At 62.1% G+C, this 23,402-nt stretch carries 27 protein-coding genes and 1 tRNA gene; 19 read left to right on the top strand and 9 right to left on the bottom strand.

Annotated features, from left to right (window positions below; genetic code table 11):
- Positions 1–21 precede the first annotated feature (21 nt).
- Positions 22–603: a TetR/AcrR family transcriptional regulator gene (locus tag OU694_RS09750; protein ID WP_308910811.1), complete on the top strand. Its 582-nt coding sequence runs from the start codon at positions 22–24 to the stop codon at positions 601–603.
- Here OU694_RS09750 and OU694_RS09745 read toward each other — a convergent pair.
- From OU694_RS09745 to aceB, 6 genes are all read right to left on the bottom strand, one after another.
- A complete protein-coding gene (locus OU694_RS09745) occupies positions 600–728 on the bottom strand; it encodes a DUF2474 family protein (protein ID WP_308910810.1) in 129 nt (42 codons plus the stop codon). The two genes, OU694_RS09750 and OU694_RS09745, sit on opposite strands and share 4 nt — an antisense overlap.
- Positions 728–1,729 (bottom strand): cytochrome d ubiquinol oxidase subunit II, encoded by a 1,002-nt coding sequence (cydB, locus tag OU694_RS09740; protein WP_308910809.1) that lies wholly within the window; start codon positions 1,727–1,729, stop codon positions 728–730. Before cydB ends, OU694_RS09745 begins: the two co-directional genes overlap by 1 nt.
- On the bottom strand, positions 1,722–3,125 hold the full coding sequence (locus tag OU694_RS09735; protein ID WP_308910808.1) for a cytochrome ubiquinol oxidase subunit I: 1,404 nt from the start codon (positions 3,123–3,125) through the stop codon (positions 1,722–1,724). Before OU694_RS09735 ends, cydB begins: the two co-directional genes overlap by 8 nt.
- 111 nt (positions 3,126–3,236) lie before the next feature.
- Positions 3,237–3,794 carry a TIGR00645 family protein gene (locus OU694_RS09730; protein WP_308910807.1) on the bottom strand — a complete coding sequence of 186 codons (558 nt, stop codon included), beginning with the start codon at positions 3,792–3,794 and terminating at the stop codon, positions 3,237–3,239.
- A gap of 261 nt (positions 3,795–4,055) precedes the next feature.
- The gene (aceA, locus tag OU694_RS09725; RefSeq protein ID WP_308910806.1) at positions 4,056–5,339 is read right to left on the bottom strand and encodes an isocitrate lyase; all 1,284 of its coding nucleotides are present in this window, start codon (positions 5,337–5,339) and stop codon (positions 4,056–4,058) included.
- 33 nt (positions 5,340–5,372) lie between these two features.
- Positions 5,373–6,983, bottom strand: coding sequence for a malate synthase A (aceB, locus tag OU694_RS09720; protein WP_308910805.1), 1,611 nt, complete (start codon positions 6,981–6,983; stop codon positions 5,373–5,375).
- A 201-nt stretch (positions 6,984–7,184) separates the two neighbouring features.
- Between aceB and OU694_RS09715 the strand changes: the two genes are divergently transcribed.
- The 6 genes from OU694_RS09715 to OU694_RS09690 are packed head-to-tail and all read left to right on the top strand — an operon-like array spanning position 7,185 to position 12,832.
- Entirely contained in the window at positions 7,185–8,621 is a 1,437-nt protein-coding gene (locus OU694_RS09715) for a helix-turn-helix domain-containing protein (protein WP_308910804.1), read from the top strand.
- A gap of 41 nt (positions 8,622–8,662) precedes the next feature.
- Positions 8,663–10,057: an L-serine ammonia-lyase gene (locus OU694_RS09710; RefSeq protein WP_308910803.1), complete on the top strand. Its 1,395-nt coding sequence runs from the start codon at positions 8,663–8,665 to the stop codon at positions 10,055–10,057.
- A 28-nt stretch (positions 10,058–10,085) separates the two neighbouring features.
- Entirely contained in the window at positions 10,086–11,291 is a 1,206-nt protein-coding gene (gene purT, locus OU694_RS09705; protein ID WP_308910802.1) for a formate-dependent phosphoribosylglycinamide formyltransferase, read from the top strand.
- A gap of 4 nt (positions 11,292–11,295) precedes the next feature.
- Positions 11,296–12,009, top strand: a complete 714-nt coding sequence (locus OU694_RS09700; RefSeq protein ID WP_308910801.1) for an aspartate/glutamate racemase family protein — start codon at positions 11,296–11,298, stop codon at positions 12,007–12,009.
- A gap of 1 nt (position 12,010) precedes the next feature.
- Entirely contained in the window at positions 12,011–12,391 is a 381-nt protein-coding gene (locus OU694_RS09695; protein WP_308910800.1) for an MGMT family protein, read from the top strand.
- 12 nt (positions 12,392–12,403) lie between these two features.
- Positions 12,404–12,832 (top strand): RidA family protein, encoded by a 429-nt coding sequence (locus OU694_RS09690; protein ID WP_308910799.1) that lies wholly within the window; start codon positions 12,404–12,406, stop codon positions 12,830–12,832.
- Between the two features lie 3 nt (positions 12,833–12,835).
- Here OU694_RS09690 and OU694_RS09685 read toward each other — a convergent pair whose 3' ends face one another.
- Positions 12,836–13,516 carry a glutathione S-transferase family protein gene (locus OU694_RS09685; protein WP_308910798.1) on the bottom strand — a complete coding sequence of 227 codons (681 nt, stop codon included), beginning with the start codon at positions 13,514–13,516 and terminating at the stop codon, positions 12,836–12,838.
- 162 nt (positions 13,517–13,678) lie between these two features.
- Here OU694_RS09685 and OU694_RS09680 point away from each other — a divergent pair, with 162 nt between their 5' ends.
- The 7 genes from OU694_RS09680 to OU694_RS09650 all read left to right on the top strand — a co-directional run bounded on the left by OU694_RS09680 (position 13,679) and on the right by OU694_RS09650 (position 20,518).
- The gene (locus OU694_RS09680; RefSeq protein WP_308910797.1) at positions 13,679–14,152 is read left to right on the top strand and encodes an aminoacyl-tRNA deacylase; all 474 of its coding nucleotides are present in this window, start codon (positions 13,679–13,681) and stop codon (positions 14,150–14,152) included.
- A 120-nt stretch (positions 14,153–14,272) separates the two neighbouring features.
- Complete coding sequence (locus OU694_RS09675; RefSeq protein WP_308910796.1) at positions 14,273–16,102, top strand: M2 family metallopeptidase; 1,830 nt, start codon at positions 14,273–14,275, stop codon at positions 16,100–16,102.
- 289 nt (positions 16,103–16,391) lie between these two features.
- Positions 16,392–18,557, top strand: coding sequence for a catalase/peroxidase HPI (katG, locus tag OU694_RS09670; protein WP_373460350.1), 2,166 nt, complete (start codon positions 16,392–16,394; stop codon positions 18,555–18,557).
- 65 nt (positions 18,558–18,622) lie between these two features.
- Entirely contained in the window at positions 18,623–19,057 is a 435-nt protein-coding gene (locus tag OU694_RS09665) for a DUF1810 domain-containing protein (protein WP_308910794.1), read from the top strand.
- A gap of 45 nt (positions 19,058–19,102) precedes the next feature.
- Entirely contained in the window at positions 19,103–19,615 is a 513-nt protein-coding gene (locus OU694_RS09660; RefSeq protein ID WP_308910793.1) for a DUF1697 domain-containing protein, read from the top strand.
- A gap of 82 nt (positions 19,616–19,697) precedes the next feature.
- Entirely contained in the window at positions 19,698–20,180 is a 483-nt protein-coding gene (locus OU694_RS09655) for an SRPBCC family protein (RefSeq protein ID WP_308910792.1), read from the top strand.
- An 11-nt stretch (positions 20,181–20,191) separates the two neighbouring features.
- Positions 20,192–20,518 carry an ArsR/SmtB family transcription factor gene (locus OU694_RS09650; protein WP_373460349.1) on the top strand — a complete coding sequence of 109 codons (327 nt, stop codon included), beginning with the start codon at positions 20,192–20,194 and terminating at the stop codon, positions 20,516–20,518.
- Positions 20,519–20,523: 5 nt separating this feature from the next.
- Here OU694_RS09650 and OU694_RS09645 read toward each other — a convergent pair whose 3' ends face one another.
- Positions 20,524–20,979, bottom strand: coding sequence for a GFA family protein (locus tag OU694_RS09645; protein ID WP_308910790.1), 456 nt, complete (start codon positions 20,977–20,979; stop codon positions 20,524–20,526).
- A 137-nt stretch (positions 20,980–21,116) separates the two neighbouring features.
- On the opposite strand from OU694_RS09645, the gene OU694_RS09640 reads away from it, so the two are divergent.
- From OU694_RS09640 to OU694_RS09625, 4 genes are all read left to right on the top strand, one after another.
- A complete protein-coding gene (locus OU694_RS09640) occupies positions 21,117–21,440 on the top strand; it encodes an ArsR/SmtB family transcription factor (protein ID WP_308910789.1) in 324 nt (107 codons plus the stop codon).
- The gene (locus OU694_RS09635) at positions 21,437–21,835 is read left to right on the top strand and encodes an SRPBCC family protein (protein WP_308910788.1); all 399 of its coding nucleotides are present in this window, start codon (positions 21,437–21,439) and stop codon (positions 21,833–21,835) included. The genes OU694_RS09640 and OU694_RS09635 overlap by 4 nt, the downstream gene beginning before the upstream one ends.
- Positions 21,836–21,852: 17 nt before the next feature.
- On the top strand, positions 21,853–22,071 hold the full coding sequence (locus tag OU694_RS09630; protein ID WP_308910787.1) for a hypothetical protein: 219 nt from the start codon (positions 21,853–21,855) through the stop codon (positions 22,069–22,071).
- Positions 22,072–22,160: 89 nt separating this feature from the next.
- Complete coding sequence (locus tag OU694_RS09625; protein ID WP_373460348.1) at positions 22,161–22,646, top strand: GNAT family N-acetyltransferase; 486 nt, start codon at positions 22,161–22,163, stop codon at positions 22,644–22,646.
- Between the two features lie 50 nt (positions 22,647–22,696).
- On the opposite strand, the gene OU694_RS09620 is transcribed toward OU694_RS09625, so the two are convergent.
- A tRNA-Ser gene (locus OU694_RS09620) sits at positions 22,697–22,786 on the bottom strand.
- 195 nt (positions 22,787–22,981) lie between these two features.
- On the opposite strand from OU694_RS09620, the gene OU694_RS09615 reads away from it, so the two are divergent.
- Complete coding sequence (locus OU694_RS09615; protein WP_308910785.1) at positions 22,982–23,368, top strand: energy transducer TonB; 387 nt, start codon at positions 22,982–22,984, stop codon at positions 23,366–23,368.
- Positions 23,369–23,402 lie beyond the last annotated feature (34 nt).

The following is a 23,402-nucleotide window of genomic DNA, read 5'->3' as shown; positions in this document are numbered from 1 at the left end:
TAGTCAGGAAAGGAGCAAACGATGCGCTACGACAAGGATCACAAGGAACGCACCCGGCAGGCCATCCTCAAGGAAGCCGCGCAGCAGATCCGCGAGCATGGCCCCGAAAATGTGGGGATCAAAAGCATCATGGCGAGCGCCGGGCTGACGGTCGGTGGCTTCTATGCCCATTTCGCCTCGAAAGACGATCTGGTGGCGGCTGCGATCAGCACCATGTTCGACCTGCGCTCCCACCTTCTGGAACGCAGCCTTGAAGGCCACGAACCCGAGGAGGGGCTGACGCTTTTCGTTGACCGCTACCTGAGCGAGGTCCATGTGGCGAACCATGAACAGGGCTGCCCGCTGCCCGCCCTTTCGGCCGATGTGGCACGGCTGGATGTGGCTGCGAAGGAAAGTTTCGCGGCGGGTTATACCCGCCTTTCAGCGAAGATTGCGGTGGCCCTCGAAAAAATGGGCCGCAAGGATGCTGCCCTCGCGGCCCGGTCGATCCTGTCGGAGCTCGTGGGCGCGCTTTCCATGGCCCGGTCGATCAGCGACGGGGCGGAGCGGGAAGCCGTACTTGCAGCTTCCCGCGCGTCCATCAAGGCGCGGCTCAAGGGCTAAAGCAGCACCGCCCTGATCCCGTAGGCGACGACGGCGAGGGCGGTGACGCTGGCGAGCCAGAGCCCAGCAAACCACAGGAGCCGTTTGCCGAGCGGGCCTTGCTCGTTGCCGTTTTCGCCGGCCATCAGTGATATCCTTCCCCGGGCTTCATCTTGCCCCGGAACACCCAGTAGGCATAGCCCGTATAGCCAAGGATAAGGGGCAGGAGGAAGGCGGTGCCGACCATCAGGAAGCCGAGGCTTTTGTCGGGCGCGGCGGCATCCCAGATGGTGATATTCAGCGGCACGACATACGGGAAGAGGCTGATGCCGAGCCCGACGAAGGACAGGACGAAAAGCCCGATGGTGGCCAGAAACGGCCGGTGATCCATCGCCCGGCCGAGCGACCGCCAGAGATAGAAGGCGAGCAAGGCCACCGCAAAGGGCACCGGCGCCACATAAAGGATGGCGGGCCATGCCGTCCATATTTCCATGAAACGAGGATCGAGCGACAGGGTCGCGAGGCTGATGAGCGCGATGAACATCACCGTGCCGATCATCGTGACACGGGCATAGCGCACGGCTTTGAGCCCCAGCCGGCCTTCGGTTTTCATGACAAGCCAGGTGGCGCCGAGAAGCGCATAGCCGATGACGAGGGCAAGGCCGGTCAAGAGGCTGAAGGGGGTCAGCCAGTCCCACCAGCCGCCGGCATAGGCGCGGCCGTCGACCTCGATCCCCTGCACAAAGGCGCCAAGCGCGATGCCCTGGCAGAAGGCGGCAACCATCGAGCCGATGGTGAAGGAATGGTCCCACGCCTTGCGGTGGCCGCGGCTTTTCCAGCGGAACTCGAACGCCACGCCCCGGAAAATGAGGCCGAGGAGCATCAGGAGAACCGGCACATAAAGGGCCGGCATCAGCACCGAATAGGCAAGCGGGAAGGTGGCGAAAAGCCCGCCGCCCCCAAGCACCAGCCATGTCTCGTTGCCGTCCCACACGGGGGCCACGCTGTTCATGGCGGTGTCGCGGTCCTCGTCCGTTTCCAAAAAGGGGAAAAGGATGCCGATGCCAAGATCGAAGCCATCAAGGATCACATAGATGAGGATCGAGGCGGCGATGAGGAGCGCCCAGAGAAGCGGCAGGTCAATCATGGCGGCCTCCTTCGGCGAGCTTCACATAGTCGGTAGTGTAGGCGGCGGCCCGCGTTGGGCCTTCCGGAGCGTGCTCGGGCGCGCCGGGCCGTTCCGCCATCTGGCGCAGGATGTAGACAACACCCGTGCCGAACACGATGAAATAAACAACCGCAAAGATGGCGAGCGACGTGGCGACGGCGGGGGCTTCCACGGGTGAAAGCGAATCAGCGGTGCGCAACAGGCCGTACACCGTGTAGGGCTGGCGGCCGACTTCGGTGACGACCCAGCCGGCCAGCACGGCGATGAAGCCCGACGGCGCCATCAGGACAGCGGCCTTGTTCAGGAGCGGGCTTTCATAAAGCCGGCCGCGGGCCCGCGCGATCAGGCTCCAGAGGCCGATCCCGACCATCAGGAAGCCGATGGCTACCATGATGCGGAACGACCAGAAGACGATGAAGACGGGCGGGCGGTCTTCCTTCGGCCAGTCTTTCAGGCCCCGAATCACGCCGTCTGGATCATGCTTCAGGATGATGCTGGCGAGTGCCGGCACGCCGATCTCGAAATGGTTGGTCTCGGCCTCATTGTCCGGCACCGCGAACAGCAGAAGCGGCACCCGGCTGCCGGTTTCCCAGTGGCCTTCCATCGCGGCCACCTTGGCTGGCTGGTGCTCGAGTGTGTTCAGCCCGTGCATGTCACCCGCGATCACCTGGATGGGCGCCACAATGAGCGCCATCCACATGGCCATCGAGAACATGATGCGCGCCGGGCGGTTGCTGCGGTCCTTGAGGAGGTGCCACGCCCCCACCCCGCCAACCACGAAGGCGGTGGTGAGGTAGGCGGCGAGCGTCATATGGACGAGCCGGTAGGGGAAGGAGGGATTGAAGACGACTTCCCACCAGTCCTCGACGATGAACTGGCCGGCCTCGTTGATGCCGTAGCCCGCCGGGGTCTGCATCCAGCTGTTCACGCTGAGAATCCAGAAGGCCGAGAAAAGCGTGCCGACGGCAACCATCAGGGTGGCCATGAAATGCAGCTTCTTGCCGACGCGTTCGAGCCCGAAGAGCATGATGCCAAGGAACCCGGCCTCGAGGAAGAAGGCCGAGAGGACCTCGTAGCCCAGAAGCGGCCCGAGCACCGGCCCCGTCTTGTCGGCGTAAACCGACCAGTTCGTGCCGAACTGGTAGCTCATCACAATGCCCGACACGACCCCCATCCCGAAGGCGACGGCAAAGATTTTCAGCCAGTAGCGAAAGGTGGTGAGATAGGCCTCGTCCCCTGTCTTCAGCCACAGCGCCTCAAGCACCGCGAGATAGGAAGCAAGGCCGATCGAGAAGGCGGGGAAGACGATATGAAACGAAACGGTAAAGGCAAACTGCGCGCGCGCAAGTATCTCGGCGCTGAGGAAATCCGGCATGGACTACCCTCCCTGGCTGAAGGTTTGTTCCCTGGATACCGGATCAGTGTCCCACGCGAGGGTAGATCGTGCAATGCGGCAGGATGGCGCGCGGCAGGTTGCCGCAGGGTATCAGCGTGGCTTCACCTGGGTCATGCGGTCCACATAGGCGATTCCGACGGCGGACAGGATGAAAACGCTGTGAATGATCGTCTGCCACATCACAGCCTCGCCGGTGATGCGGGCATTGTCGAGCCCGATCGACGAGGCTTCGATGAAGGTGCGCAGAAGATGGATCGAGGAAATGCCGATGATGGCCATCGCGAGCTTCACCTTCAGCACGCCCGCATTCACATGGCTCAGCCATTCCGGCTGGTCGGGGTGCCCCTGCAGGCCGAGGCGCGAGACAAAGGTTTCATAGCCGCCGACGATGACCATGACGAGAAGGTTCGAAATCATCACCACGTCAATGAGGCCCAGCACCACAAGCATGATCTGCTGCTCGGAAAAGGTGGTGGCGTGGCTGACGAGATGGACCAGTTCCTTGAGGAAAAGGAAGACATACACACACTGCGCCGCGATGAGGCCGATATAAAGCGGGAGCTGGAGCCAGCGGGAGCTGAAAATCAGCATCGGCAGGGGGCGCAGCGGCTTCATGGAGGCGGTTGGGGCGGCAGGCTTGTCGGTCATGATTGTCCCTGTTTTCCTTTCTGGGGCTTGGCGGGCCTCTAGCAGATAGGGACAGGGTCCGGCAAGCGCAAGCGGGGCAAAGAAAAAGAGGGCCGGTCTCTAAGGAACCGGCCCCCGTGAGTACATCCTTTCAAGGGGGCCTTGTCAGGATGTGAGGGACAAGTGGGCGCCGACCCCGCCTCCCCTCCCAAGGGACAAGGCCGGCTATTCATTTGCCGCCTGTTCCGCCATGGATAAGAGCGAAACAGGCGGGGGTGGCTGTTACTCGGCAGCCACGAACTGTGCGGTCTCGGTCGATTCGCCCATGGCGGTGGTCGACGCCTGACCCTTGGTGATGGCTTGTGCCACTTCGTCGAAGTAGCCGGTGCCGACCTCGCGCTGGTGGCGCGTGGCGGTGTAGCCGTCTTTTTCCGAAGCAAACTCGGCCTGCTGCAGTTCCGAATAGGCAGCCATGCCGCGGTCGCGGTAGCCCGAAGCCAGTTCGAACATGCCGTAGTTGAGGCTGTGGAAACCGGCGAGCGTCACGAACTGGTACTTGTAGCCCATGGCGCCGAGCTCACGCTGGAACTTGGCAATCGTGTCCTTGTCCAGCTTGGCTTCCCAGTTGAACGACGGCGAGCAGTTGTAAGCCATCATCTTGCCCGGATAGGCCTTCTGGATCGCTTCGGCGAATTTCTTCGCGTCGTCGAGGTTCGGGGTCGAGGTTTCCCACCACAAGAGGTCAGCATGCTTGGCGAACGCCAGGCCGCGGGCGATGCAATGATCGACGCCGGCATCAAGGTGGAAGAAGCCTTCCGAGGTGCGGCCCTTGTCCTTCAGGATGAAGGCATGGTCGCGCTCGTCGACGTCCGAGGTGATGAGCTTGGCCGATTCAGCGTCCGTACGGGCGATGATGATCGAGGGCACACCGCAGATGTCGGCAGCGAGACGCGCGGCCTGCAGGTTCTGCTCGTGCGCTTGTGTCGGGATCAGCACCTTGCCGCCGAGGTGGCCGCATTTCTTTTCGGCTGCCAGTTGGTCTTCGAAGTGAACGCCCGAGGCGCCGGCTTCGATGAAGGCTTTCATGATCTCGAACGCGTTCAGCTTGCCGCCGAAACCGGCTTCGGCGTCGGCCACGATGGGGGCGAACCAGTCGCGCTTCGTGCCGCCCTCGGCATGCTCGATCTGGTCGGCACGCTGCAGGGTGCGGTTGATGCGACGGCAAAGCTCAGGAGCAGCATTCGCCGGATAGAGCGACTGGTCCGGATACATGGCGCTGGCGGTGTTGCTGTCGGCAGCAACTTGCCAGCCCGACAGATAGATGGCCTTCAGGCCGGCGCGAACCATCTGCATGGCCTGGTTCCCGGTCATGGCGCCGAGGCTGTGGACATAGTCTTCGGTGTTGAGGAGATCCCACAGCTTGCGCGCACCACGGTCAGCGAGCGTGTGCTGGACCTGCACCGAGCCGCTGAGACGCTTCACGTCTTCAAGCGTGTAGTTGCGCTCGATATATTTGTAGCGGTCTTTTTCAACGCCCAGGTAGGATTCGAAGGTTTCCTTGGTCATTTTACTTACTCCGTTCGGGGAACTGGTTGTCGGTTATTGGATGAGGCCGTAGGCCGGGGTTGTCAGGAATTCGGCGAGCTCGTCCGCGAAGACGAGATCGAGGAACAGTTTGCCCGCTTCAGCGAAGCGGCCTTTTTCAAGGGTCTCGGCGCCAAGCGCTTCCCGGAGGCCCGCCATCTCGCTGTCATAAAGCGACTGGACGAGGGCGCGGTCGACGGTGCGGCCGTCATCGAGCTTGGCGCCGTGATAAAGCTGCTGCCAGATCTGGGTACGGCTGATCTCGGCCGTGGCGGCGTCTTCCATCAGGTTATAAAGCGGCACTGCGCCCTTACCCTGCAGCCAGGCTTCGATGTACTGGACGCCGACGCGGATATTCTCGCGCAGGCCCTTCTCGGTCGCCTTGCCCTGATGCGGCTCCAGAAGATCCGCAGCGGTGATCGTTACATCCTCGCGCTTGCGGATGATCTGGTTGGCTTGCGGCATCAGCTTGTTGAAGACCTCAAGCGCCACGGGCACGAGCGCCGGGTGCGCCACCCATGTGCCGTCATGGCCGTTGGCGGCTTCGCGTTCCTTGTCGGCGCGGACCTTGTTGAAGGCAGCCTCGTTGGCGGCCTCATCATTCTTCACCGGGATCTGGGCTGCCATGCCGCCCATCGCATGGGCGCCGCGCTTGTGGCAGGTCTTGATCAGGAGAAGTGAATAGGCACGCAGGAAGGCCTGGCCCATCGTCACCTCGGCGCGGTCCGGCAGCAGATAGGCCGGGTTTTTGCCGATGCGTTTGATGTAGCTGAAGATATAGTCCCAGCGGCCGCAGTTGAGGCCGACGATATGATCCTTCATGGCATGGAGGATCTCGTCCATCTCGAAGGCAGCCGGCAGGGTCTCGATCAGGATCGTCGCCTTAAGGCTGCCGTGCGGAATGCCAAGGGCGGCTTCGGTATAGGCGAAGACCTCGTCCCAGAGCGCGGCCTCCTTGTGGCTCTCGAGCTTCGGCAGGTAGAAATAGGCGCCCGTGCCGCGGGCCAGCAGCTTGGCCGCCGAATGGAAGGCATAAAGGCCGAAATCGAAGAAGCTGGCCGAGATCGGCTGGCCGTCGAGTTCGGCATGGGCTTCCAGCATATGCAGGCCGCGCGGACGAACCTTCAGAACGGCAGTCTTTTCGCCGAGGGCATAGGATTTGCCGTTCGACGGATCATCGAACGTCAGCTTGCCGTCGGCATAATCCATGAGGTTGATCTGGCCGTCGATCATATTGTCCCAGGTCGGGGCCGAGGCATCCTCGAAATCCGCCATGAAGACATTGGCACCAGAATTGAAGGCGTTGATCATCATCTTGCGGTCAACCGGCCCGGTGATTTCGACGCGGCGGTCCTTCAGGTCAGCCGGCGTGCCGAGGATGGTCCAGGGCTTGTTGCGGATGTCGGCGGTCTCGGGCAGGAAATCCGGCAGCTCGCCGGCGTCGAAACGCTTCTGGCGCTCGGTGCGGGCTTCAATGAGCCGGGCGCGGCGCGCGCCGAAACGGGCCTCAAGGTCTGCAATGAAGGCGACTGCGTCCGCCGTCAGCACACGCGCCGTGCGCTCATCGGCTTTGCCGGTGATCGTAAGGCTGAGCGGAGCGCTTTTCTGGAGCGTCGAAGCCGTCATGTTCCTGTCCCTTTCTTCAATCGTAACGAATGTGTCGGCAACAATGTTGCTGTGACAGGACCAGTATCCCACCTGATATTTCTTGTGCAATTGCGAAATGTTACAAAAAGTGTCTGTTTGTATGTGTTTGTTTATGTAAAAAAGTTGATATGTAAATTTTGTATGTGTAACATTCCGGGTGTGATTTGAAGGAGCAGGGGCATGGCCGAAGCTGCCCAGAAAAAGATTTTCGCAGGGCCCCGCATCCGGCGGCTCCGGCGCGAGCTTGGCCTCAGCCAGGCGCAGATGTCAGCAGCCCTTGGTTTTTCAACGAGTTACCTTAACCTTGTGGAGCGCAACCAGCGGCCGGTTTCGGCGCAGTTCCTCTTGCGGCTCGCTGAAGTTTACGATGTGGAACTGGCCACGTTCGCCGGCACCGACGAGGCGCGAGCCTTTGCCGACCTCACTGAAATAATGGCCGATCCGATGTTCAAGCCGCTTGGCCTGACGCGCGGGGACATGCAGGACATGGCCGACGCCGCCCCGAAAGGGATCGAGGCCTTCAATCTACTTTACAGTGCGCTGCGGCAAGCACGGCAGGCGGCAAGCGATCTTTCGAATCAGGTGGTGGATCGCACGGGGACGGCGACTGAAACCGTGGTGCCGGTGGATGAAGTGCGCGACTGGCTGCACGACCGGCGCAACTATTTCCCCGAGCTCGATGAAGCTGCCGAATCGCTCCATACCGAGCTCGGGCTCGACCGCGACGATCCGTTCCTTCTGCTCTCCGCCCGACTGGATGAAGAGCACGGCGTGCGCGTGCGGATCATGCCGCACGAGGTGATGCCCGAAACGCTCCGGCATTTCGATTTCCACCGGCGGCAGCTGCAGCTTTCGGAACTGCTGGACCGGCCGGCCCGCCAGTTCCAGATCGCGTTCCAGCTGGCGCTTCTCGAACAACGTCCCCTGATCCAGCGCCTGTCGGAAGTGCCGACCTTCCAGACGGATGAAGCCCACCGGGTCTTGCGCATCAGCCTTGCCAACTATTTCGCCGCTGCCCTCATCATGCCTTATGGCCGGTTCCTGAAGGACGCGCGGGCACTGAAATATGATGTGGAGCATCTGGGCCGCCGCTATGGCTGCAGTTTCGAGCAGGTCTGTCACCGGCTGACCACGCTGCAAAAGCCGGGGGAGCGAGGCATCCCCTTCTTCCTCGTGCGGGTGGACAAGGCCGGGAACGTGTCGAAGCGCTATTCGGCCGGGCGCTTCCATTTCACCCGCTTCGGCGGCACGTGCCCCTTGTGGAGCGTGCATGACACCTTCACCACGCCCGGCCGGATCGTTACCCAGATTATCGAGATGCCGGACAGGACGACCTATTTCACCGTGTCGCGCACCGTGCGGCGGGTCGGGGCCATTTTCGGGGCGCCGGACCAGCAGGTGGCGATCGGCCTTGGCTGCGATATCGGCCATGCGCGGGAGCTGATCTATGCCAAGGGGCATGATCTCGAAAATATCGACGCCACACCCGTCGGCCCCGACTGCCGCCTGTGCGAGCGGCCAAACTGCCCACAGCGCGCCCATCCGCCGCTTACGCGTGCGCTGATCCTTGATGAACGGTCGCGCGGAATTTCGTCCTATCGCTTCTCCTCGGAATAGGTGTGCTATATAAGGGGCCCAAACTTCGGGGTGGGCATCTTATGACAACGAGCGTACTTGACCTTTTTTCTATCGGCATCGGGCCTTCCAGCTCGCATACCGTGGGGCCGATGCGGGCTGCCCGCGCCTTCCTGAACGGCCTTGAAGAATCGGCGAAGCTTGGCTCGGTGTCGCGCGTGCGGGTGAAGCTTTATGGCTCGCTCGGGGCCACCGGTCGCGGCCACGGGTCGGACGGCGCGGTGATCCTTGGCCTGATGGGCGAGGAGCCGGCGAGCGTGGACGTGGACAAGGCGGCCGATATGATCGCCGAGGTGCGCGGGGGCGCCAGCATCCGCCTGAACGGCAGCCGTCCGGTCCCCTTCGAGGAAGGCACCGATCTGGTGCTGCTGCCGCGCGAGCGGCTGCCCTTCCATCCGAACGGTATGCGCTTCACGGCAGAGGCCGCAGACGGCAGCGAGCTTGCGAATGTCATCTATTATTCCATCGGTGGGGGCTTCATCGTGTCTGAAGCCGAAGCGGCGAAAGATGCCTTCAAGGCGCCGCCCGTGAAAGTGCCCTATCCCTTCTCGTCGGGGGCTGAGCTTCTCGCCCACTGCGAAAAGACCGAGAAATCGATCAGCGACATCATGTTCGCGAACGAAAAGGTGATGCGCTCGGCCGACCAGATCAGGGCGGAGCTTCTGAATATCTGGGCGGTGATGCAGGAATGCGTGAAGCGCGGCTGCAACTCGGATGGCATCATGCCGGGGTTGAAGATCAAACGCCGGGCGGCGAGCCTTTACCGGCAGCTCGCCAACCGCGCGGAAGCCGCCCTCACCGATCCTCTGACGATCCTTGACTGGGTCAATCTTTATGCGCTCGCCGTGAACGAGGAAAACGCCGCAGGGGGTCGTGTGGTCACCGCGCCCACGAACGGCGCGGCAGGCATCGTGCCTGCGGTCCTCCATTATTACACCCGCTTCGTGCCCGGCGCGAATGACGCGGGCGTGGTGAAATTCCTGCTGACTGCCGGGGCGGTTGGCATGCTCTTCAAGGAAAATGCGTCGATTTCCGGAGCCGAGGTCGGCTGTCAGGGCGAGGTCGGCTCGGCCTGCTCGATGGCGGCGGCGGGCCTCGCCGAAGTGATGGGCGGCACGCCGGCGCAGGTCGAAAACGCGGCCGAGATCGCGATGGAACATAATCTCGGCCTCACGTGTGATCCCATCGGCGGTCTTGTGCAGGTGCCGTGCATCGAGCGCAATGCCATGGCCTCGATCAAGGCGATCAATGCGGCGCGCCTCGCGCTCAAAGGCGACGGCACCCATTTTGTCAGCCTCGACAAGGTGATCCGCACCATGCGCCTCACCGGGCGCGACATGAAATCCAAATATAAGGAAACGGCGCGGGGCGGGCTTGCCGTCACCGTGCCGATCGAGGCGACGGTCGTCGATTGCTGACGGCGCGCCAACAGGGAAGGAAACGGCCATGAAGATCGGCACTCCCAACTCACCCACCGCTACCCGCGTGATGCTTTTGGGCGCCGGTGAGCTTGGCAAGGAAGTCATCATCGCCCTGCAGCGTTACGGGGTCGAGGTGATCGCCGTGGACCGCTACGAAGGGGCGCCGGGCCATCAGGTCGCGCACCGCGCGCACGCCATTGACATGACCGACGCCGACGCGCTGAAGGGGCTGATCGAGCAAGAAAAGCCGCACTATATAGTGCCGGAGATCGAGGCGATTGCCACCGCTGCGCTCGCCGAGATTGAGGCGGCAGGTACGGCGACCGTGATCCCGACCGCGCGCGCCGTGCAACTGACGATGAACCGTGAAGGCATCCGCCGGTTGGCCGCCGAAGAGCTTGGCCTGCCGACCAGCGCCTATGCCTTTGCCTCCTCGGCGGACGAAATCCGCCAAGCCATCGAAGGCAAGAAGGGCACCGGCTACCCCTGCTTCGTGAAGCCCGTGATGTCTTCCTCCGGCAAGGGCCAAAGCCTTCTCAAGGGCCCGGACGATGTGGACAAGGCGTGGGACTATGCCGAAGCAGCGGGCCGCGTGAAAGGCGCGCGGGTGATTGTGGAAGGGTTCATCGATTTCGAGTTTGAAATCACTCTTCTCACCGTGCGCTCGAAGGGGGCAAGCGGGCTCATTGAAACCAGTTTCTGTGATCCCATCGGCCATCACCAGCAATCTGGCGACTATGTGGAAAGCTGGCAGCCGCAGGCGATGAGCCCGACAGCCCTTGCCCGCGCTCGTGAAATTGCCAAGGCGGTGACCGATTCCCTTGGCGGGCTTGGCATCTTCGGGGTCGAACTGTTCGTGAGGGGCGATCAGGTCTGGTTCTCGGAAGTCAGTCCGCGCCCGCACGATACGGGGCTTGTGACACTGGTGACGCAGCACCAGTCCGAGTTCGAATTACACGCCCGCGCCCTCTTGGGCCTGCCGACGGATACTGCGATGGCATCGCCGGGCGCGAGTGCGGTCATCTATGGCGGCATGGAAGAGCAGGGCATCGCGTTTGAGGGGCTGGATGAAGCCCTCCGCGTGCCGGAAACCGAAGTACGGCTTTTCGGCAAGCCCGAAAGCTTCGCCCGCCGCCGGATGGGCGTGGCGGTGGCGCGCGGGGAAACGGTTACGGAAGCCCGCGTCCGCGCCAAGGAAGCGGCTTCCCTCGTTCGTCCGGTGAAGGAGTAGGCGCGTGCGACCCTTGAAGCAAAAGAAGATCGGCCTTCTTGGTGGTATGAGCGCCGAGGCGACAAGCGAATATTACCGCGCCATCAATGCGGCGGTGAATGCCCGGCTCGGCGGTCGGGAAATCGCCGAAACCGTCATCATCGGCGTCAATTTCGGCAATGTGGAATACTGGATCAGGAACGAAGGCTGGGAAGCCCTTGGCGACTATCTCGCCGAAAAGGCGATGGCCGCCGAACGCGCCGGGGCCGATTTCCTGATCTGTGCGTCCAACACCGTCCACCGGGTGTATGAGCGCTTCACGCGGGACATCAGCATCCCCTTCCTGCATATTGCGGACCCGACGGGCGCGGCGATCCGGGCGGCGGGACTGAAACGGATCTTGCTTCTTGGCACTTACCCTGTGATGTCGGCCTCCTATATGCGGGACTATTATGCCCGCAATTTCGGGCTCGAGATCATGGTGCCGGACGAGGCCGAACGCCGCGATGTGGACCGCATCATTTTCGATGAGCTGTGCAAGGGCGAGATCAGCCCGGCCTCGAAGGCGCGCTATCTGGAAATCGCCGACAAGTACCGGGCGGCAGGGGCCGAGGGCCTGATCATGGGCTGCACCGAGATATGCCTCCTGATCGCGCAGGCCGACCGGCCCGATTTCCCGATGTTCGATACCGCCGGGCTTCATGTGGAAGCGGCGGTGAAACGGGCGCTGGAGGTCTGACATGCCGGTGGGCGAGGGGCTGTTCGCAGCGATCCATGATCTGGTGCGGATGATCCCGCCGGGGCGGGTCGCGAGCTACGGGATGATCTCCACGCTTGTGCCCGGCTCCACCCCGCGGATTGTCGGCTTTGCCATGAACGGGCTGCCGACGGATACAGATGTGCCGTGGCAGCGCATCATCAATGCCTCGGGCGGGATCAGCCCGCGGCCGGGGTCCGAACGCCAGCGCATCGCGCTCGAAGCCGAGGGGGTCGAGTTCTCAAGGTCCGGCAAGGTGGACTGGAAGAAGGTTGCCTGGGAAGGGCCCGGCTCGGACTGGTGCGAGGCCACCGGTTTCGATATGGTCGATTATATGAGCGTCATCCGGCACTGGCCGGGCTAAGGGGAGGATTTCATGAAAGCTGCAGCAATCCTGATCGCGAGCGTCGGTTTCACCTTTGCGGCCTCGGCCGACGATATCGTCTTCCATAGTATGGAAGGGGCGAGCGCCAATCTGCCTTTCTCGGCAGCGGTGGAAGCCGGTGGCTTCGTCTTTGCCTCGGGCCAGATCGGCGACAAGGACGGCAAGCTTGTCGAAGGCGGCATGGCAGCCGAAGCGAAACAGGCGATGGAAAACACCAAGGCAGCGTTTGCCCGCGCCGGGGTGGGCATGGACCGGGTGGTGAAATGCACCGTTTTCCTCGCTGACATCAGCGAATGGGCCGATTTCAACAAGGTCTATGTCACCTATTTCCCCGGCAACAAGCCGGCCCGCAGCGCTTTTGGGGCCAATGGCCTCGCCATGGGTGCGAAGGTTGAGCTTGAGTGTATCGCGAAGAAATAGGCGTCAGTCGGCCAGGAACCGGGCTTCGACGGCATCGACGCGCGGATACATATGGAACCAGGGTCTGGTTTCCATAAGGACGCGCGCAAAGGATGGCCGTTCGCACAGCCGCTCGAAATAAGCGGCGAGAAGGTCGTTATCTTCCCCGAAGGGTTCGAGCGTGCGGGCATAGAACAGGGCCGGGGCGGCCGCGCAGTCGGCAAGGCTGAAACTTTCGCCTGCCGCCCATGTGCGGCCGTAGAAATGCCGGTCGAGCATCCCGTAGGCCGCCTTGAGTGTGGCGTGCGCCTCAGCCACGCCGATGGTGTCGCGCCCGTCTTCAGGCCGGAAGCCGTCGCCGATGATCTTCTGTAAGGGTGTCATTACATACAGGTCGAAAACCCGGTCCATCTTGCGGGCCATCAGGCAGGTGTCGGCGTCGGTCGGCAGCAGCGGCCGCGCGCCCGGATAATGCTGGTCCAGATATTCGATGATGATCGACGATTCGGTGACCGTTTCGCCGCGCGTTGTGTCCTCCAGTGCCGGCATCTTGCCCATGGGCGAGATTTTCAGGAACCGCTCGCGCTCCGCCGGGTCCATCAGGTTGAGGATGGCGGGGGTGAAGGGGGCGTCCAGCTCGTAAAGGGCGATCAGCGCTTTGTGGCAATAAGACGATAGCGGATGATAATGCAGTGTCAGCGCCATTAGTGGCTCCCCCTTCCGGTCAATGGGCAGAGCCTACAGTGTGATTGCGCGTCCGTCTCCCTCAACCTGCAGGTGGGATTGTCGGGGCTTCTATGATATGCTTCCCCGACATCTGTATTGCGTCCGACTGGTCCTGAACCCCCGACCCAGAGGAGGCCGAGAATGTCCGTTTCCCCCACCATCCAGACCTATCTGGAGAAGAAAGGTGTCGCCTTCGACCTGATGCCGCATGACCGTGCGGTCACGGCGCAGCGCATTGCCCGCGTCGCCCACATTCCGGGTGCCGAGCTTGCCAAGGGCGTGCTGTTGAAATCCGATCGCGGCTATCTGGTGGCCGTGGTCCCCGCCTCGCACCAGATCGACCTTGCCGAACTTAGCCACCGGCTGGATGAACGGCTGGGCCTCGCGAGCGAGGACGAAGCCAGCCGTATGTTCCCGGACTGCGACCCCGGTGCCGTGCCCGCGCTTGGCACTGCCTACGACATGCGCACGATTGTCGACAAACGGCTTGATGGCATCGAGGACATCTATTTCGAAGCGGGCGACCACACGACACTTGTGCATGTGAAGCGCGATGCCTTCGCCCGGCTGATGGATGGCAAAACCGAACACGCCGCCATCGCCCGCCGGCATTAGCGGGCTGCGGCCGCGCAGGCCATAAGTTTTTGGCGTCGGTTCGCCGCACGGGGCATTGACAAGGTCGGTGCCTTTACCGTGAAGTGTGTTTCAACCGAAACAAATTTCCAGGGGGATATCATGATACGACCAGCCAGCGTTTCGCGGCTTGCGATTGCCGTTGCACTTGCCGCCGCCCTTGCTGCGTGCGGTGACAAGAAGGAAGAGGCAAAGGCACCCGCCGCGCCGACCGCCGCCGAAGCCATGGCCTTTGTGGCCGACGCCGAAGCCCGGCTCGAAACCGACCGCGAATATGCCGCCCGCGCCGCCTGGGTGCAGGCCAATTTCGTGACCGTGGATACGAGCTTCCTTGCCGCCCGCGCCGACGAGGCCTCCACCGCGCTGTCGATGGAACTGGCGAAGGATGCCGCCCGCTTCAACGAAGTGGAAGTGGACGCCGAAACCCGCCGCAAGCTTGAAATCATGAAGCAGGGCCTGACCATCCCGGCCCCGTCCGACCCGGCGCTCGCGTCCGAGCTTGCCACCATCAAGGCCGATCTTGATTCCATGTATGCCACCGGCAAATATTGCAAGGAAGACGGCACCTGCCTGAATGACCGCGACATCATCCGCATCATGGCAAATAGCCGCGACCCGGAAGAACTGAAGGACGTGTGGGCAGGCTGGCGTCAGGTCTCGGCCCCCATGAAGGACAAATATGCCCGCATGGTGGAACTGGCGAACGCCGGCTCGCGCGACCTCGGCTTTGCCGACACCGGCGCGCTGTGGCGGTCGGGCTATGACATGCCGGCCGACGATTTCACGGCGGAGACCGAGCGCCTGTGGGGGCAAGTGAAGCCGCTTTATCAGTCGCTGCAGTGCCATGTGCGCGCCAAGCTCTCCGACTATTATGGCAGCCGCACCATGCCCCAAGATGGCACGATCCCGGCGCATCTTCTGGGTAACGTCTGGGCGCAGCAATGGGGCGAGATTTTCGACCTGGTGGCCACGGGCGACGCCGACCCGGGCTATGACCTCACGGCGCTTCTGAACGAGAAGGGCTATGACGCGATGAAGATCGCGGAGACCGGCGAGCAGTTCTTCACCTCGCTCGGCATCCCTGAACTGCCGGAAACCTTCTGGGAACGGTCGCTGATCACCAAGCCGCGCGACCGCGATGTGCAGTGCCATGCGTCGGCTTGGGATATCACCACCTCCGACGTTCGGATCAAGATGTGCACCGAGGTGACGGGTGAAGACTTCCGCACCATGCATCATGAGCTTGGCCACATCTTCTATTACACAAACTATGCACCGCAGAGCATCCTGTTCCGCGGCGGCGCGCATGATGGCTTCCACGAAGCGATCGGCGATGCGGTGGCGCTGTCCACCACGCCGGCCTATCTCGTGGAGCTTGGCCTTCTGGACAAGGAGCCGGATGCCTCGGCCGATACCGGGCTCCTGCTGAAACAGGCGCTCGACAAGGTGGCCTTCCTGCCGTTCGGCCTGATGGTTGACCGCTGGCGCTGGGGTGTCTTCAACGGCGAAATCGCGCCGGACCAGTATAATACCGCCTGGTGGAAACTGCGCCGCCAGTATCAGGGCCTGTCGGCACCGGTGGAGCGCACTGAGGCGGACTTCGATCCGGGTGCCAAGTACCACATTCCGGGCAACACGCCTTACACCCGTTACTTCCTTGCCCATATCCTGCAGTTCCAGCTTTACAAGGCTGCGTGCGAGCAGGCCGGGTTCGAAGGCCCGCTGCATCGCTGCAGCTTCTATGGCAACAAGGAAGTGGGCGAGAAACTGAAGGCCATGCTGGCGATGGGTGCCTCGAAGCCGTGGCCTGACGCGCTTGAAGCCTTCACCGGCACCCGCCAGATGGATGCGTCCGCTGTGCTTGCTTACTTCGCGCCGCTCAAGGAATGGCTCGACGAGCAGAACAAGGACCGCACCTGCGGCTGGGAGTGATCCCCTTCCTGCAATCGACAAGGCAAAGGCCTCCGCATCTCGCGGGGGCCTTTTTTCATCGGGAAACTTGATCACAGTCACAATGCCACTCAATTGGACGCTATAGTGTCTGTCTGCGAGCATTGACCCGACCGGAGCCCATGGCCGAATGCCGGACGGCGGTGTGCTGTTCGCCCGTATCTGTCTCGAGCATGCCGGTTAACAGGAATTCGCACCGATTCACTCGGTGCCCGGATTTTAACCCCCGCATCATCTGGTGCAGCAGCGATGCCTGAAGGAGGATATCATGATGGATGGAAGTGACGGTCGCACGGCGGGCAAATGCCCGGTCATGCATGGCGGCAACACCTCGAAGGGCAGCGATGTCATGGACTGGTGGCCGAAGGCGCTTAACCTGGACATCCTCCACCAGCACGACACCAAGACCGACCCGATGGGCCCGGATTTCGATTATGCGGAAGAGGTGAAGAAGCTGGATGTGGCAGCCCTCAAGGCTGATCTGAAGGCCCTGATGACCGACAGCCAGCCCTGGTGGCCGGCCGACTGGGGCCATTATGGCGGCCTTTTCATCCGCATGGCGTGGCACGCGGCGGGTTCCTACCGCACGGCGGACGGACGCGGCGGTGGCGGCACCGGCAACCAGCGCTTCGCGCCGCTCAATTCTTGGCCCGATAACGCCAACCTCGACAAGGCCCGGCGCCTTCTGTGGCCGATCAAGAAGAAATACGGTAACCGCCTCAGCTGGGCCGATCTCATCATCCTTGCCGGCACCATGGCTTACGAATCGATGGGCCTGAAAAGCTTCGGTTTCGGTTTCGGCCGCAAGGATATCTGGCACCCTGAAAAGGATACCTATTGGGGCGCCGAGAAAGACTGGCTGGGCTCCAGCCGCTATGACGGCGAGGACCGCGAAACCCTCGAAAATCCGCTCGCTGCCGTGCAGATGGGACTCATCTATGTGAATCCCGAAGGTGTGAACGGCGTGCCCGACCCCATGAAGTCGGCCAAGGACGTGCGTGTCACCTTCGCCCGCATGGCGATGAATGACGAGGAAACCGTGGCGCTCACCGCCGGTGGCCACACCGTCGGCAAGACGCACGGCAACGGCGACGCCGCCCTCCTTGGTCCCGACCCTGAAGGCGCCCCGGTTGAAGACCAGGGCCTTGGCTGGCTGAACAAGACGTCGCGCGGCATCGGCCGCAATACGGTGACGAGCGGCCTTGAAGGGGCCTGGACCACGCACCCGACCAAGTGGGACAACGGCTATTTCAAGATGCTGTTGAACCATGAATGGGAATCGAAAAAGAGCCCGGCCGGCGCATGGCAGTGGGAGCCCGTCTCGATCAAGCCCGAAGACATGCCGGTCGATGTGGAAGATCCGCAGATCCGCTGCATGCCGATCATGACGGACGCTGACATGGCGATGAAGGTCGACCCGGCGTACCGGAAAATCTCGGAGCGTTTCGCCAAGGATCAGGACTATTTCTCCGAAACCTTCGCCCGCGCCTGGTTCAAGCTGACGCACCGCGACATGGGGCCGAAAGCCCGGTACATCGGCCCCGATGTGCCGACGGAGGACCTGCTGTGGCAGGACCCGGTGCCCGCCGGCAACCGCCAGTATGACATCGGCAATGTGAAATCGCGGATCGCCGCAGCCGGCCTTTCGGTCAGCGAGTTGGTGGCGACGGCATGGGATAGCGCCCGCACCTTTCGGGGATCGGACATGCGCGGCGGCGCCAATGGTGCCCGCATCCGGCTCGCGCCCATGAAAGACTGGGAAGGCAATGAACCAAAGCGCCTCGCGAAGGTCCTTAAGATTTATGAGGGCATCGCGAAGGAAACGGGTGCGAGCGTTGCGGATGTGATCGTGCTTGGCGGTAACCTCGGGGTCGAACAGGCGGCAAAAGCGGCTGGCTTCGATATCAGTGTGCCTTTTGCGCCAGGCCGCGGCGACGCGACGGATGAGCAGACCGACGCGGATTCGTTCGACGTGCTGGAGCCGATCCACGATGGCTACAGGAACTGGCTGAAGAAGGATTATGCCGTCAGCCCGGAAGAACTGATGCTGGACCGCACTCAGCTGATGGGCCTCACCGCCAAGGAAATGACCGTCCTTGTGGGTGGCATGCGGGTGATGGGCACCAACCATGGCGGCACGAAACATGGCGTCTTCACCGCGCGCGAAGGGGCGCTGACGACCGACTTTTTCGTCAACCTCACGGACATGGCGAACACATGGGTGCCCGCCGCGAACAATCTTTACGAGATCCGCGACCGCAAGACCGGCAAGGTGAAATGGACCGCCACCCGGATCGATCTGGTGTTCGGTTCCAACTCGATCCTGCGCGCCATCGCCGAGCTTTACGCACAGGATGATGCCCGTGAAAAATTCGTGCGGGACTTTGCGGCCGCCTGGGTGAAGGTGATGAACGCCGACCGGTTCGACCTCGCCTGAGCACGGCTACAGGAAAAATCCGGAGAGCCCCCGCACAAAGCGGGGGCTTTCTGCTATGATGAGACATGGATTCCTTCGATCTCAACCGTTTCGTCAAGGCGCAGGCACCGGTGATCGACCGTGTGGAGGCGGAGCTCACGGCCGGGCGCAAGGCGACGCACTGGATATGGTATATCTTCCCGCAGGTCGCGGGGCTTGGCGCCAGCACCATGGCGGCCGACTATGCCATCGGCTCGCTGGATGAAGCGAAAGCCTATCTCGGCCACCCTGTGCTGGGTTCCCGCCTGCGCCACATGACCCGCCTGATGCTGGGGCATACGGACAAATCGGCCAAGACGATCCTTGGCGAGGTGGATGCCATGAAATTCCGGTCCTCCATGACGCTCTTCCGCGAGGCTGCCAGCGAGCCCGAGGATACCTATCTTTTCCTGGCGGCCCTTGAGGCCTTCTATGGCGGCGAGCCGGACGAGAAGACACTCGCCTTGCTTCAAGGGGCCTGAGCCCGCCATACTCGTCCCCAGCGAGGAAAAGACGGGGCAAGAAAAATGCAAACCTATATCGCGCTCCTGCGCGCCGTGAATGTGGGCGGCACCGGCAAGCTGCCGATGGCGGAGCTGAAGGCCATGTGCGAGGAAATCGGGTTCCGGGATGTGAAGACCTACATCGCCAGCGGCAATGTGCTGTTCAAAAGCCCGCTCGCGGAGCCCGAGGTGCGGCAGGCGCTGGAAGCGAGGCTTCTGGCCTATGCAGGCAAACCCGTTGGCGTGATCACCCGGAAGCCCGATGAAATGGCAGCCGCCCTTGCGGCCAATCCGTTCCCGGATGCAGCCCCCAACCGCACGCTCGTCACCTTCCTCAATGAGGCACCGCCCGCCGATACGCTCACGCGCGTCCGCCATCAGCTGGACGAGCAGATCGTGCTGGGCGAGCGCGAGATTTACATCTTCTACGGCGACGGCATGGCGGCATCGAAGCTGCAGGTGCCGGCGGCGAACAATGGCACCTCCCGCAATATCAATACGGTCACCAAGCTCATCTCGTTGGCGGCGGCCCTGTAATGATACTTAAGTTATCACTTGACTGATTCCTGATGTTTGTATAGTTAAGTATCAACTTAACAATATTCAGCGAGGAAAAATCATGTCCGATCCGACCGTCACCCATGGCAATTTCACGATTGTGCGCCACTATAAGGCGAGCCCCGCCAAGGCCTTCGATGCCTTCCGCGATCCCGCGAAAAAGCGCCGCTGGTTTGCGGAAAGCACGGGCTTCCACGTCGATTCCTTCGACATGGATTTCCGCGTGGGCGGCACCGAGCGCGCCTGTTTCCGCTTTGTGGCGGACAAGCCGATCGAGGAGGGCACGCCCTGCATCAACGATACCGTCTATATGGACATCGTTGAAGACGCCCGCATCGTGAATGCCTACACGATGACGGTCGGGGAGGCGCGGATATCATCCTCGCTCGCAACGGTCGAATTCCTGCCCGATGGCACCGGCTCGAAGCTCATCTTCACCGAACAGGCGGCCTTCTTTGCGGGCGGCGACGGGATCGAGATGCGCCGTCAGGGCTGGGAAGACCTGATCGAGCGGCTGGCCCGTTTCCTTGAAGGCACATTGTGACCGGCGCCGGGATGGAACCGGCGAAGGTGGACCGCATCTTCCAGGCGCTTGGCGACCCCACCCGCCGGGCAATCCTTGATGCGCTCAGCCGCCAACCTTCGTCGGTGTCCGATCTCGCCCGGCCGCTCGATATGTCGCTTGCGGCCGTCGTGCAACACATTCAGGCGCTTGAGGAAAGCGGCCTTGTCCGCACCGAGAAGCAGGGGCGGGTGCGCACCTGCCACCTGATGCCCGAAACCTTTGCGACTGCCGAACGCTGGCTCAGCGAACGCCGCACCCTGTGGGAACGCCGCCTCGACCGGCTCGGCGCTCTTCTCGATGAAGAAGAGAACGGCTGAGGCGCCTAGCGCGCGTCTGCAAACTCTGCCATCAGCTTCGGATAATCCTCCACCGGCGGGAAGCCTGTATAGCTGTGCCGTGCGGGGGTTGTTGCCCAGTCGAGCTTTTCCGCTGTCATGGTTTCAATGAAGGGGCGGCTCCACACCGGGTTATCGAACATCGTGGGCCGCACATTGACGAAGGCATCCATGCCCTTGATCCGCGTGAACATCCACGAATGGCAATCCGGGCAGCAATAATGGTCGAGCTCCGGCCCCTTGATGCCGCCCTTTACGGGCTCGCCTTTGGTCACGCGGAAGGCCGGCGAAGGCACCATGGCGGTCAGTGAAAAGGCGCTCGCTGCCATCTGCTGGCAGCCCCGGCAGTGGCAGGCCGCCGTCATGATCGGGTCGGCTGATATTTCAATGGCGACAGCACCGCAGCGGCAAGTGCCAGCAAGTGGATAATCCGGACGTTCCATGGATGCTCTCCCGACAGGTTAACGGATCTCGCACGGGAAGATGCGGCCCTGGACAGCCCGGGTCAAGGTCCCCTGTTGACAATCGCATAACCATCTGGTTATACGTCAAACCCATAACCAATGAGTTATGGGTAAACATGACAAGCCTTCAGGATAATCTTTTCAAGACGCTTTCCGACCCCACACGTCGGGCGATCTTCGAACGTCTCTGCCGCGAGGGCGAGCAGACGGTCGGGGCGCTCACCCTGCATGCGGGGGTGTCGCAACCGGCTGTATCGAAGCATCTGGCCTTGTTGCGGCAAGCGGGGCTTGTGCGGGACCGCCACGAAGGCCGCCAGACTCACTATCGGGCCGATCTCACGGCACTTGGCCCCCTTGTGGACTGGGCGCGTGAAATGGCCGGCTTCTGGGAAGCGCGCTTCGATGATCTTGAAGACCTTTTGAAAAGGATGGACCAATGACCGAAACCCGCACCGTGGTGGTGGAGCGCGAAATCGCATATCCGCCCGAGAAAATCTGGCGTGCGCTCACCCAGCCCCACCTGATTGCCGATTGGCTGATGAAGAACGACTTCGTGCCGAGCACGGGTCATCGCTTCAAGCTGCACGGCGACTGGGGTTCGGTGGATTGCAAGGTGCTGGAGATCGAACCCGAAACTTCGCTTTGCTACACGTGGGATGCCATGGGGCTTGAAAGCATCGTGACCTGGACCCTGACGCCGACCGCGAAGGGCACGCATCTGAAGATGGAACAGACGGGCTTCCGCCCGGATCAGGAACAGGCTTATCGCGGCGCGCAATATGGCTGGGCGAATTTCTTCACGCAGCTTGAAGCACTGCTTGGCCGCATTGATTGATGAAGGGGAGAGGGCCCATGAATTTCAACAATTGGATTCGCCAGTTTCACCGCTGGATGTCGATCGCTTTCACCCTGATGGTGATCGCCAATTTCGTCGCCCTGGGCTTCGTGGGGGAACAGGTCGCCTGGCTCGGCTTCCTGACCCTGTTGCCACTTTTCATGCTTCTGTTCAGCGGGCTTTACCTGTTCGCGCTGCCCTATCTCGCCAAAGGGCGCGGGGCTGCGGAGGGCTGACGACACAGGCTGTTGATCGGCGGTGATTTGCCCGCCGGGTCATCTCCTGCCAGTCACAGTCTCGTCTCGTTGAGGGAGGATGTGACGTGATGAAGAATAGTGGTGGGGAAATCACCTTCGCGCGCCTGCCGGAAATTCCGGCGGGCGAGCTGATGGCGCATATGTCTGACCCCCGGCTTGCCCGCCACATGCCGCTACTCACCTACGCGTGGGATGAGGCGCGGATCGCCGACTTTGTGGCCGCGAAGGAAGCCTCATGGTGGCGCGACGGGCTCGGCCATTGGGCTTTCCTGAAGGACGGCACTTATGTCGGCTGGGGCGGATTCCAGAAGGAAGGGGATGAATGGGATTTCGGACTGGTGCTGAGGCCCGATTGCTTCGGACTGGGCCCCGCCATCATGCGACAGGCGCTTGCCTTCGCGCGGGCTGACAGTCGCATTCCCTATGTCTCTTTCCTGCTGCCGCCCTCGCGCACCCGGCTCGGGGCTCTCGCCCGTCTCGGCGCCACGTTTGTGGGCGAGGTTGACTATGAGGGAAGCCGGTTCCTGAAATATTGTTTGCAGACAGAGCGCTAGTCCACACCATCAGCCATAAAAAAAGCCCCGCGAGGGGGCTCGTTTCATAGTGGCGGAGCGAGAGGGATTCGAACCCTCGAGGGAGTTGCCCCCCAACACGCTTTCCAGGCGTGCGCCTTAAACCGCTCGGCCATCGCTCCGCAACAATCATGATCCACATTGCCCCGAGCGGCGGGGCGGTGGTGCGGTCGGCACTATAGTCAAGTTGCTGCCCTGCGCAAGAAGGAAATGTATGGAAATAGCTGCGAAGCCCTTGCATTGTCCCGCTGTTTATTATCTGTTTACGATGTTCTCATAGGCTTGGGGCAAACGGCCTTGAAATGTGGAGGAGTGGCATGAGCTTTTTTAAAGTCTCCGGACTGAAACACCTGTCCGCCCTGGCGGTCGCCGGTGTTCTGGCGGCGACGACAGTCGGCGTTCCCGACGCGATGGCGGATGTGGGCGCCTGGCGCAAGGCGATGGTGAAACACATCATCGACAAACACATCTATCCGCGTTCTGCAATCCAGCAGGAAGTGGAAGGCACGGCGAAGGTTCGCCTGACGATCGACCGTTCGGGCGCCATCGTGAATTACGAGATCGTGGAGCCGACCGGGCAGGCGATCCTTGATGAAACCATCCCGCAGATGATGGACCGGATGAACCCGGTGCCGCCGCCGCCGGATGATGTGCCGGACGGAAACCTCACCTTCGTGCTGCCGCTTTCGTGGCGCCTGCAATAAGCGAAGGCTGATCGGCAGCATTCACGGACGGGGC

Origin of the sequence: Pseudokordiimonas caeni (genome assembly GCF_026719705.1) — a bacterium.
Lineage (GTDB): Bacteria > Pseudomonadota > Alphaproteobacteria > Sphingomonadales > Kordiimonadaceae > Gimibacter > Gimibacter caeni.
This window is presented reverse-complemented; position numbering and strand designations above follow the sequence as displayed.

What these genes read in the sequence shown, in the direction of transcription:
- OU694_RS09730 (WP_308910807.1), bottom strand. Translation starts at nt 3,794, where the DNA reads ATGACCGACAAGCCTGCCGCCCCAACCGCCTCCATGAAGCCGCTGCGC.
- aceA (WP_308910806.1), bottom strand. Translation starts at nt 5,339, where the DNA reads ATGACCAAGGAAACCTTCGAATCCTACCTGGGCGTTGAAAAAGACCGC.
- OU694_RS09625 (WP_373460348.1), top strand. Translation starts at nt 22,161, where the DNA reads ATGAAGAATAGTGGTGGGGAAATCACCTTCGCGCGCCTGCCGGAAATT.
- OU694_RS09735 (WP_308910808.1), bottom strand. Translation starts at nt 3,125, where the DNA reads ATGCCGGATTTCCTCAGCGCCGAGATACTTGCGCGCGCGCAGTTTGCC.
- OU694_RS09750 (WP_308910811.1), top strand. Translation starts at nt 22, where the DNA reads ATGCGCTACGACAAGGATCACAAGGAACGCACCCGGCAGGCCATCCTC.
- katG (WP_373460350.1), top strand. Translation starts at nt 16,392, where the DNA reads ATGGATGGAAGTGACGGTCGCACGGCGGGCAAATGCCCGGTCATGCAT.
- OU694_RS09635 (WP_308910788.1), top strand. Translation starts at nt 21,437, where the DNA reads ATGACCGAAACCCGCACCGTGGTGGTGGAGCGCGAAATCGCATATCCG.
- OU694_RS09665 (WP_308910794.1), top strand. Translation starts at nt 18,623, where the DNA reads ATGGATTCCTTCGATCTCAACCGTTTCGTCAAGGCGCAGGCACCGGTG.
- OU694_RS09645 (WP_308910790.1), bottom strand. Translation starts at nt 20,979, where the DNA reads ATGGAACGTCCGGATTATCCACTTGCTGGCACTTGCCGCTGCGGTGCT.
- OU694_RS09685 (WP_308910798.1), bottom strand. Translation starts at nt 13,516, where the DNA reads ATGGCGCTGACACTGCATTATCATCCGCTATCGTCTTATTGCCACAAA.
- OU694_RS09680 (WP_308910797.1), top strand. Translation starts at nt 13,679, where the DNA reads ATGTCCGTTTCCCCCACCATCCAGACCTATCTGGAGAAGAAAGGTGTC.
- OU694_RS09710 (WP_308910803.1), top strand. Translation starts at nt 8,663, where the DNA reads ATGACAACGAGCGTACTTGACCTTTTTTCTATCGGCATCGGGCCTTCC.
- OU694_RS09640 (WP_308910789.1), top strand. Translation starts at nt 21,117, where the DNA reads ATGACAAGCCTTCAGGATAATCTTTTCAAGACGCTTTCCGACCCCACA.
- aceB (WP_308910805.1), bottom strand. Translation starts at nt 6,983, where the DNA reads ATGACGGCTTCGACGCTCCAGAAAAGCGCTCCGCTCAGCCTTACGATC.
- OU694_RS09630 (WP_308910787.1), top strand. Translation starts at nt 21,853, where the DNA reads ATGAATTTCAACAATTGGATTCGCCAGTTTCACCGCTGGATGTCGATC.
- purT (WP_308910802.1), top strand. Translation starts at nt 10,086, where the DNA reads ATGAAGATCGGCACTCCCAACTCACCCACCGCTACCCGCGTGATGCTT.
- OU694_RS09660 (WP_308910793.1), top strand. Translation starts at nt 19,103, where the DNA reads ATGCAAACCTATATCGCGCTCCTGCGCGCCGTGAATGTGGGCGGCACC.
- OU694_RS09615 (WP_308910785.1), top strand. Translation starts at nt 22,982, where the DNA reads ATGAGCTTTTTTAAAGTCTCCGGACTGAAACACCTGTCCGCCCTGGCG.
- OU694_RS09695 (WP_308910800.1), top strand. Translation starts at nt 12,011, where the DNA reads ATGCCGGTGGGCGAGGGGCTGTTCGCAGCGATCCATGATCTGGTGCGG.
- OU694_RS09650 (WP_373460349.1), top strand. Translation starts at nt 20,192, where the DNA reads ATGGAACCGGCGAAGGTGGACCGCATCTTCCAGGCGCTTGGCGACCCC.
- OU694_RS09690 (WP_308910799.1), top strand. Translation starts at nt 12,404, where the DNA reads ATGAAAGCTGCAGCAATCCTGATCGCGAGCGTCGGTTTCACCTTTGCG.
- OU694_RS09675 (WP_308910796.1), top strand. Translation starts at nt 14,273, where the DNA reads ATGATACGACCAGCCAGCGTTTCGCGGCTTGCGATTGCCGTTGCACTT.
- OU694_RS09655 (WP_308910792.1), top strand. Translation starts at nt 19,698, where the DNA reads ATGTCCGATCCGACCGTCACCCATGGCAATTTCACGATTGTGCGCCAC.
- OU694_RS09715 (WP_308910804.1), top strand. Translation starts at nt 7,185, where the DNA reads ATGGCCGAAGCTGCCCAGAAAAAGATTTTCGCAGGGCCCCGCATCCGG.
- cydB (WP_308910809.1), bottom strand. Translation starts at nt 1,729, where the DNA reads ATGATTGACCTGCCGCTTCTCTGGGCGCTCCTCATCGCCGCCTCGATC.
- OU694_RS09745 (WP_308910810.1), bottom strand. Translation starts at nt 728, where the DNA reads ATGGCCGGCGAAAACGGCAACGAGCAAGGCCCGCTCGGCAAACGGCTC.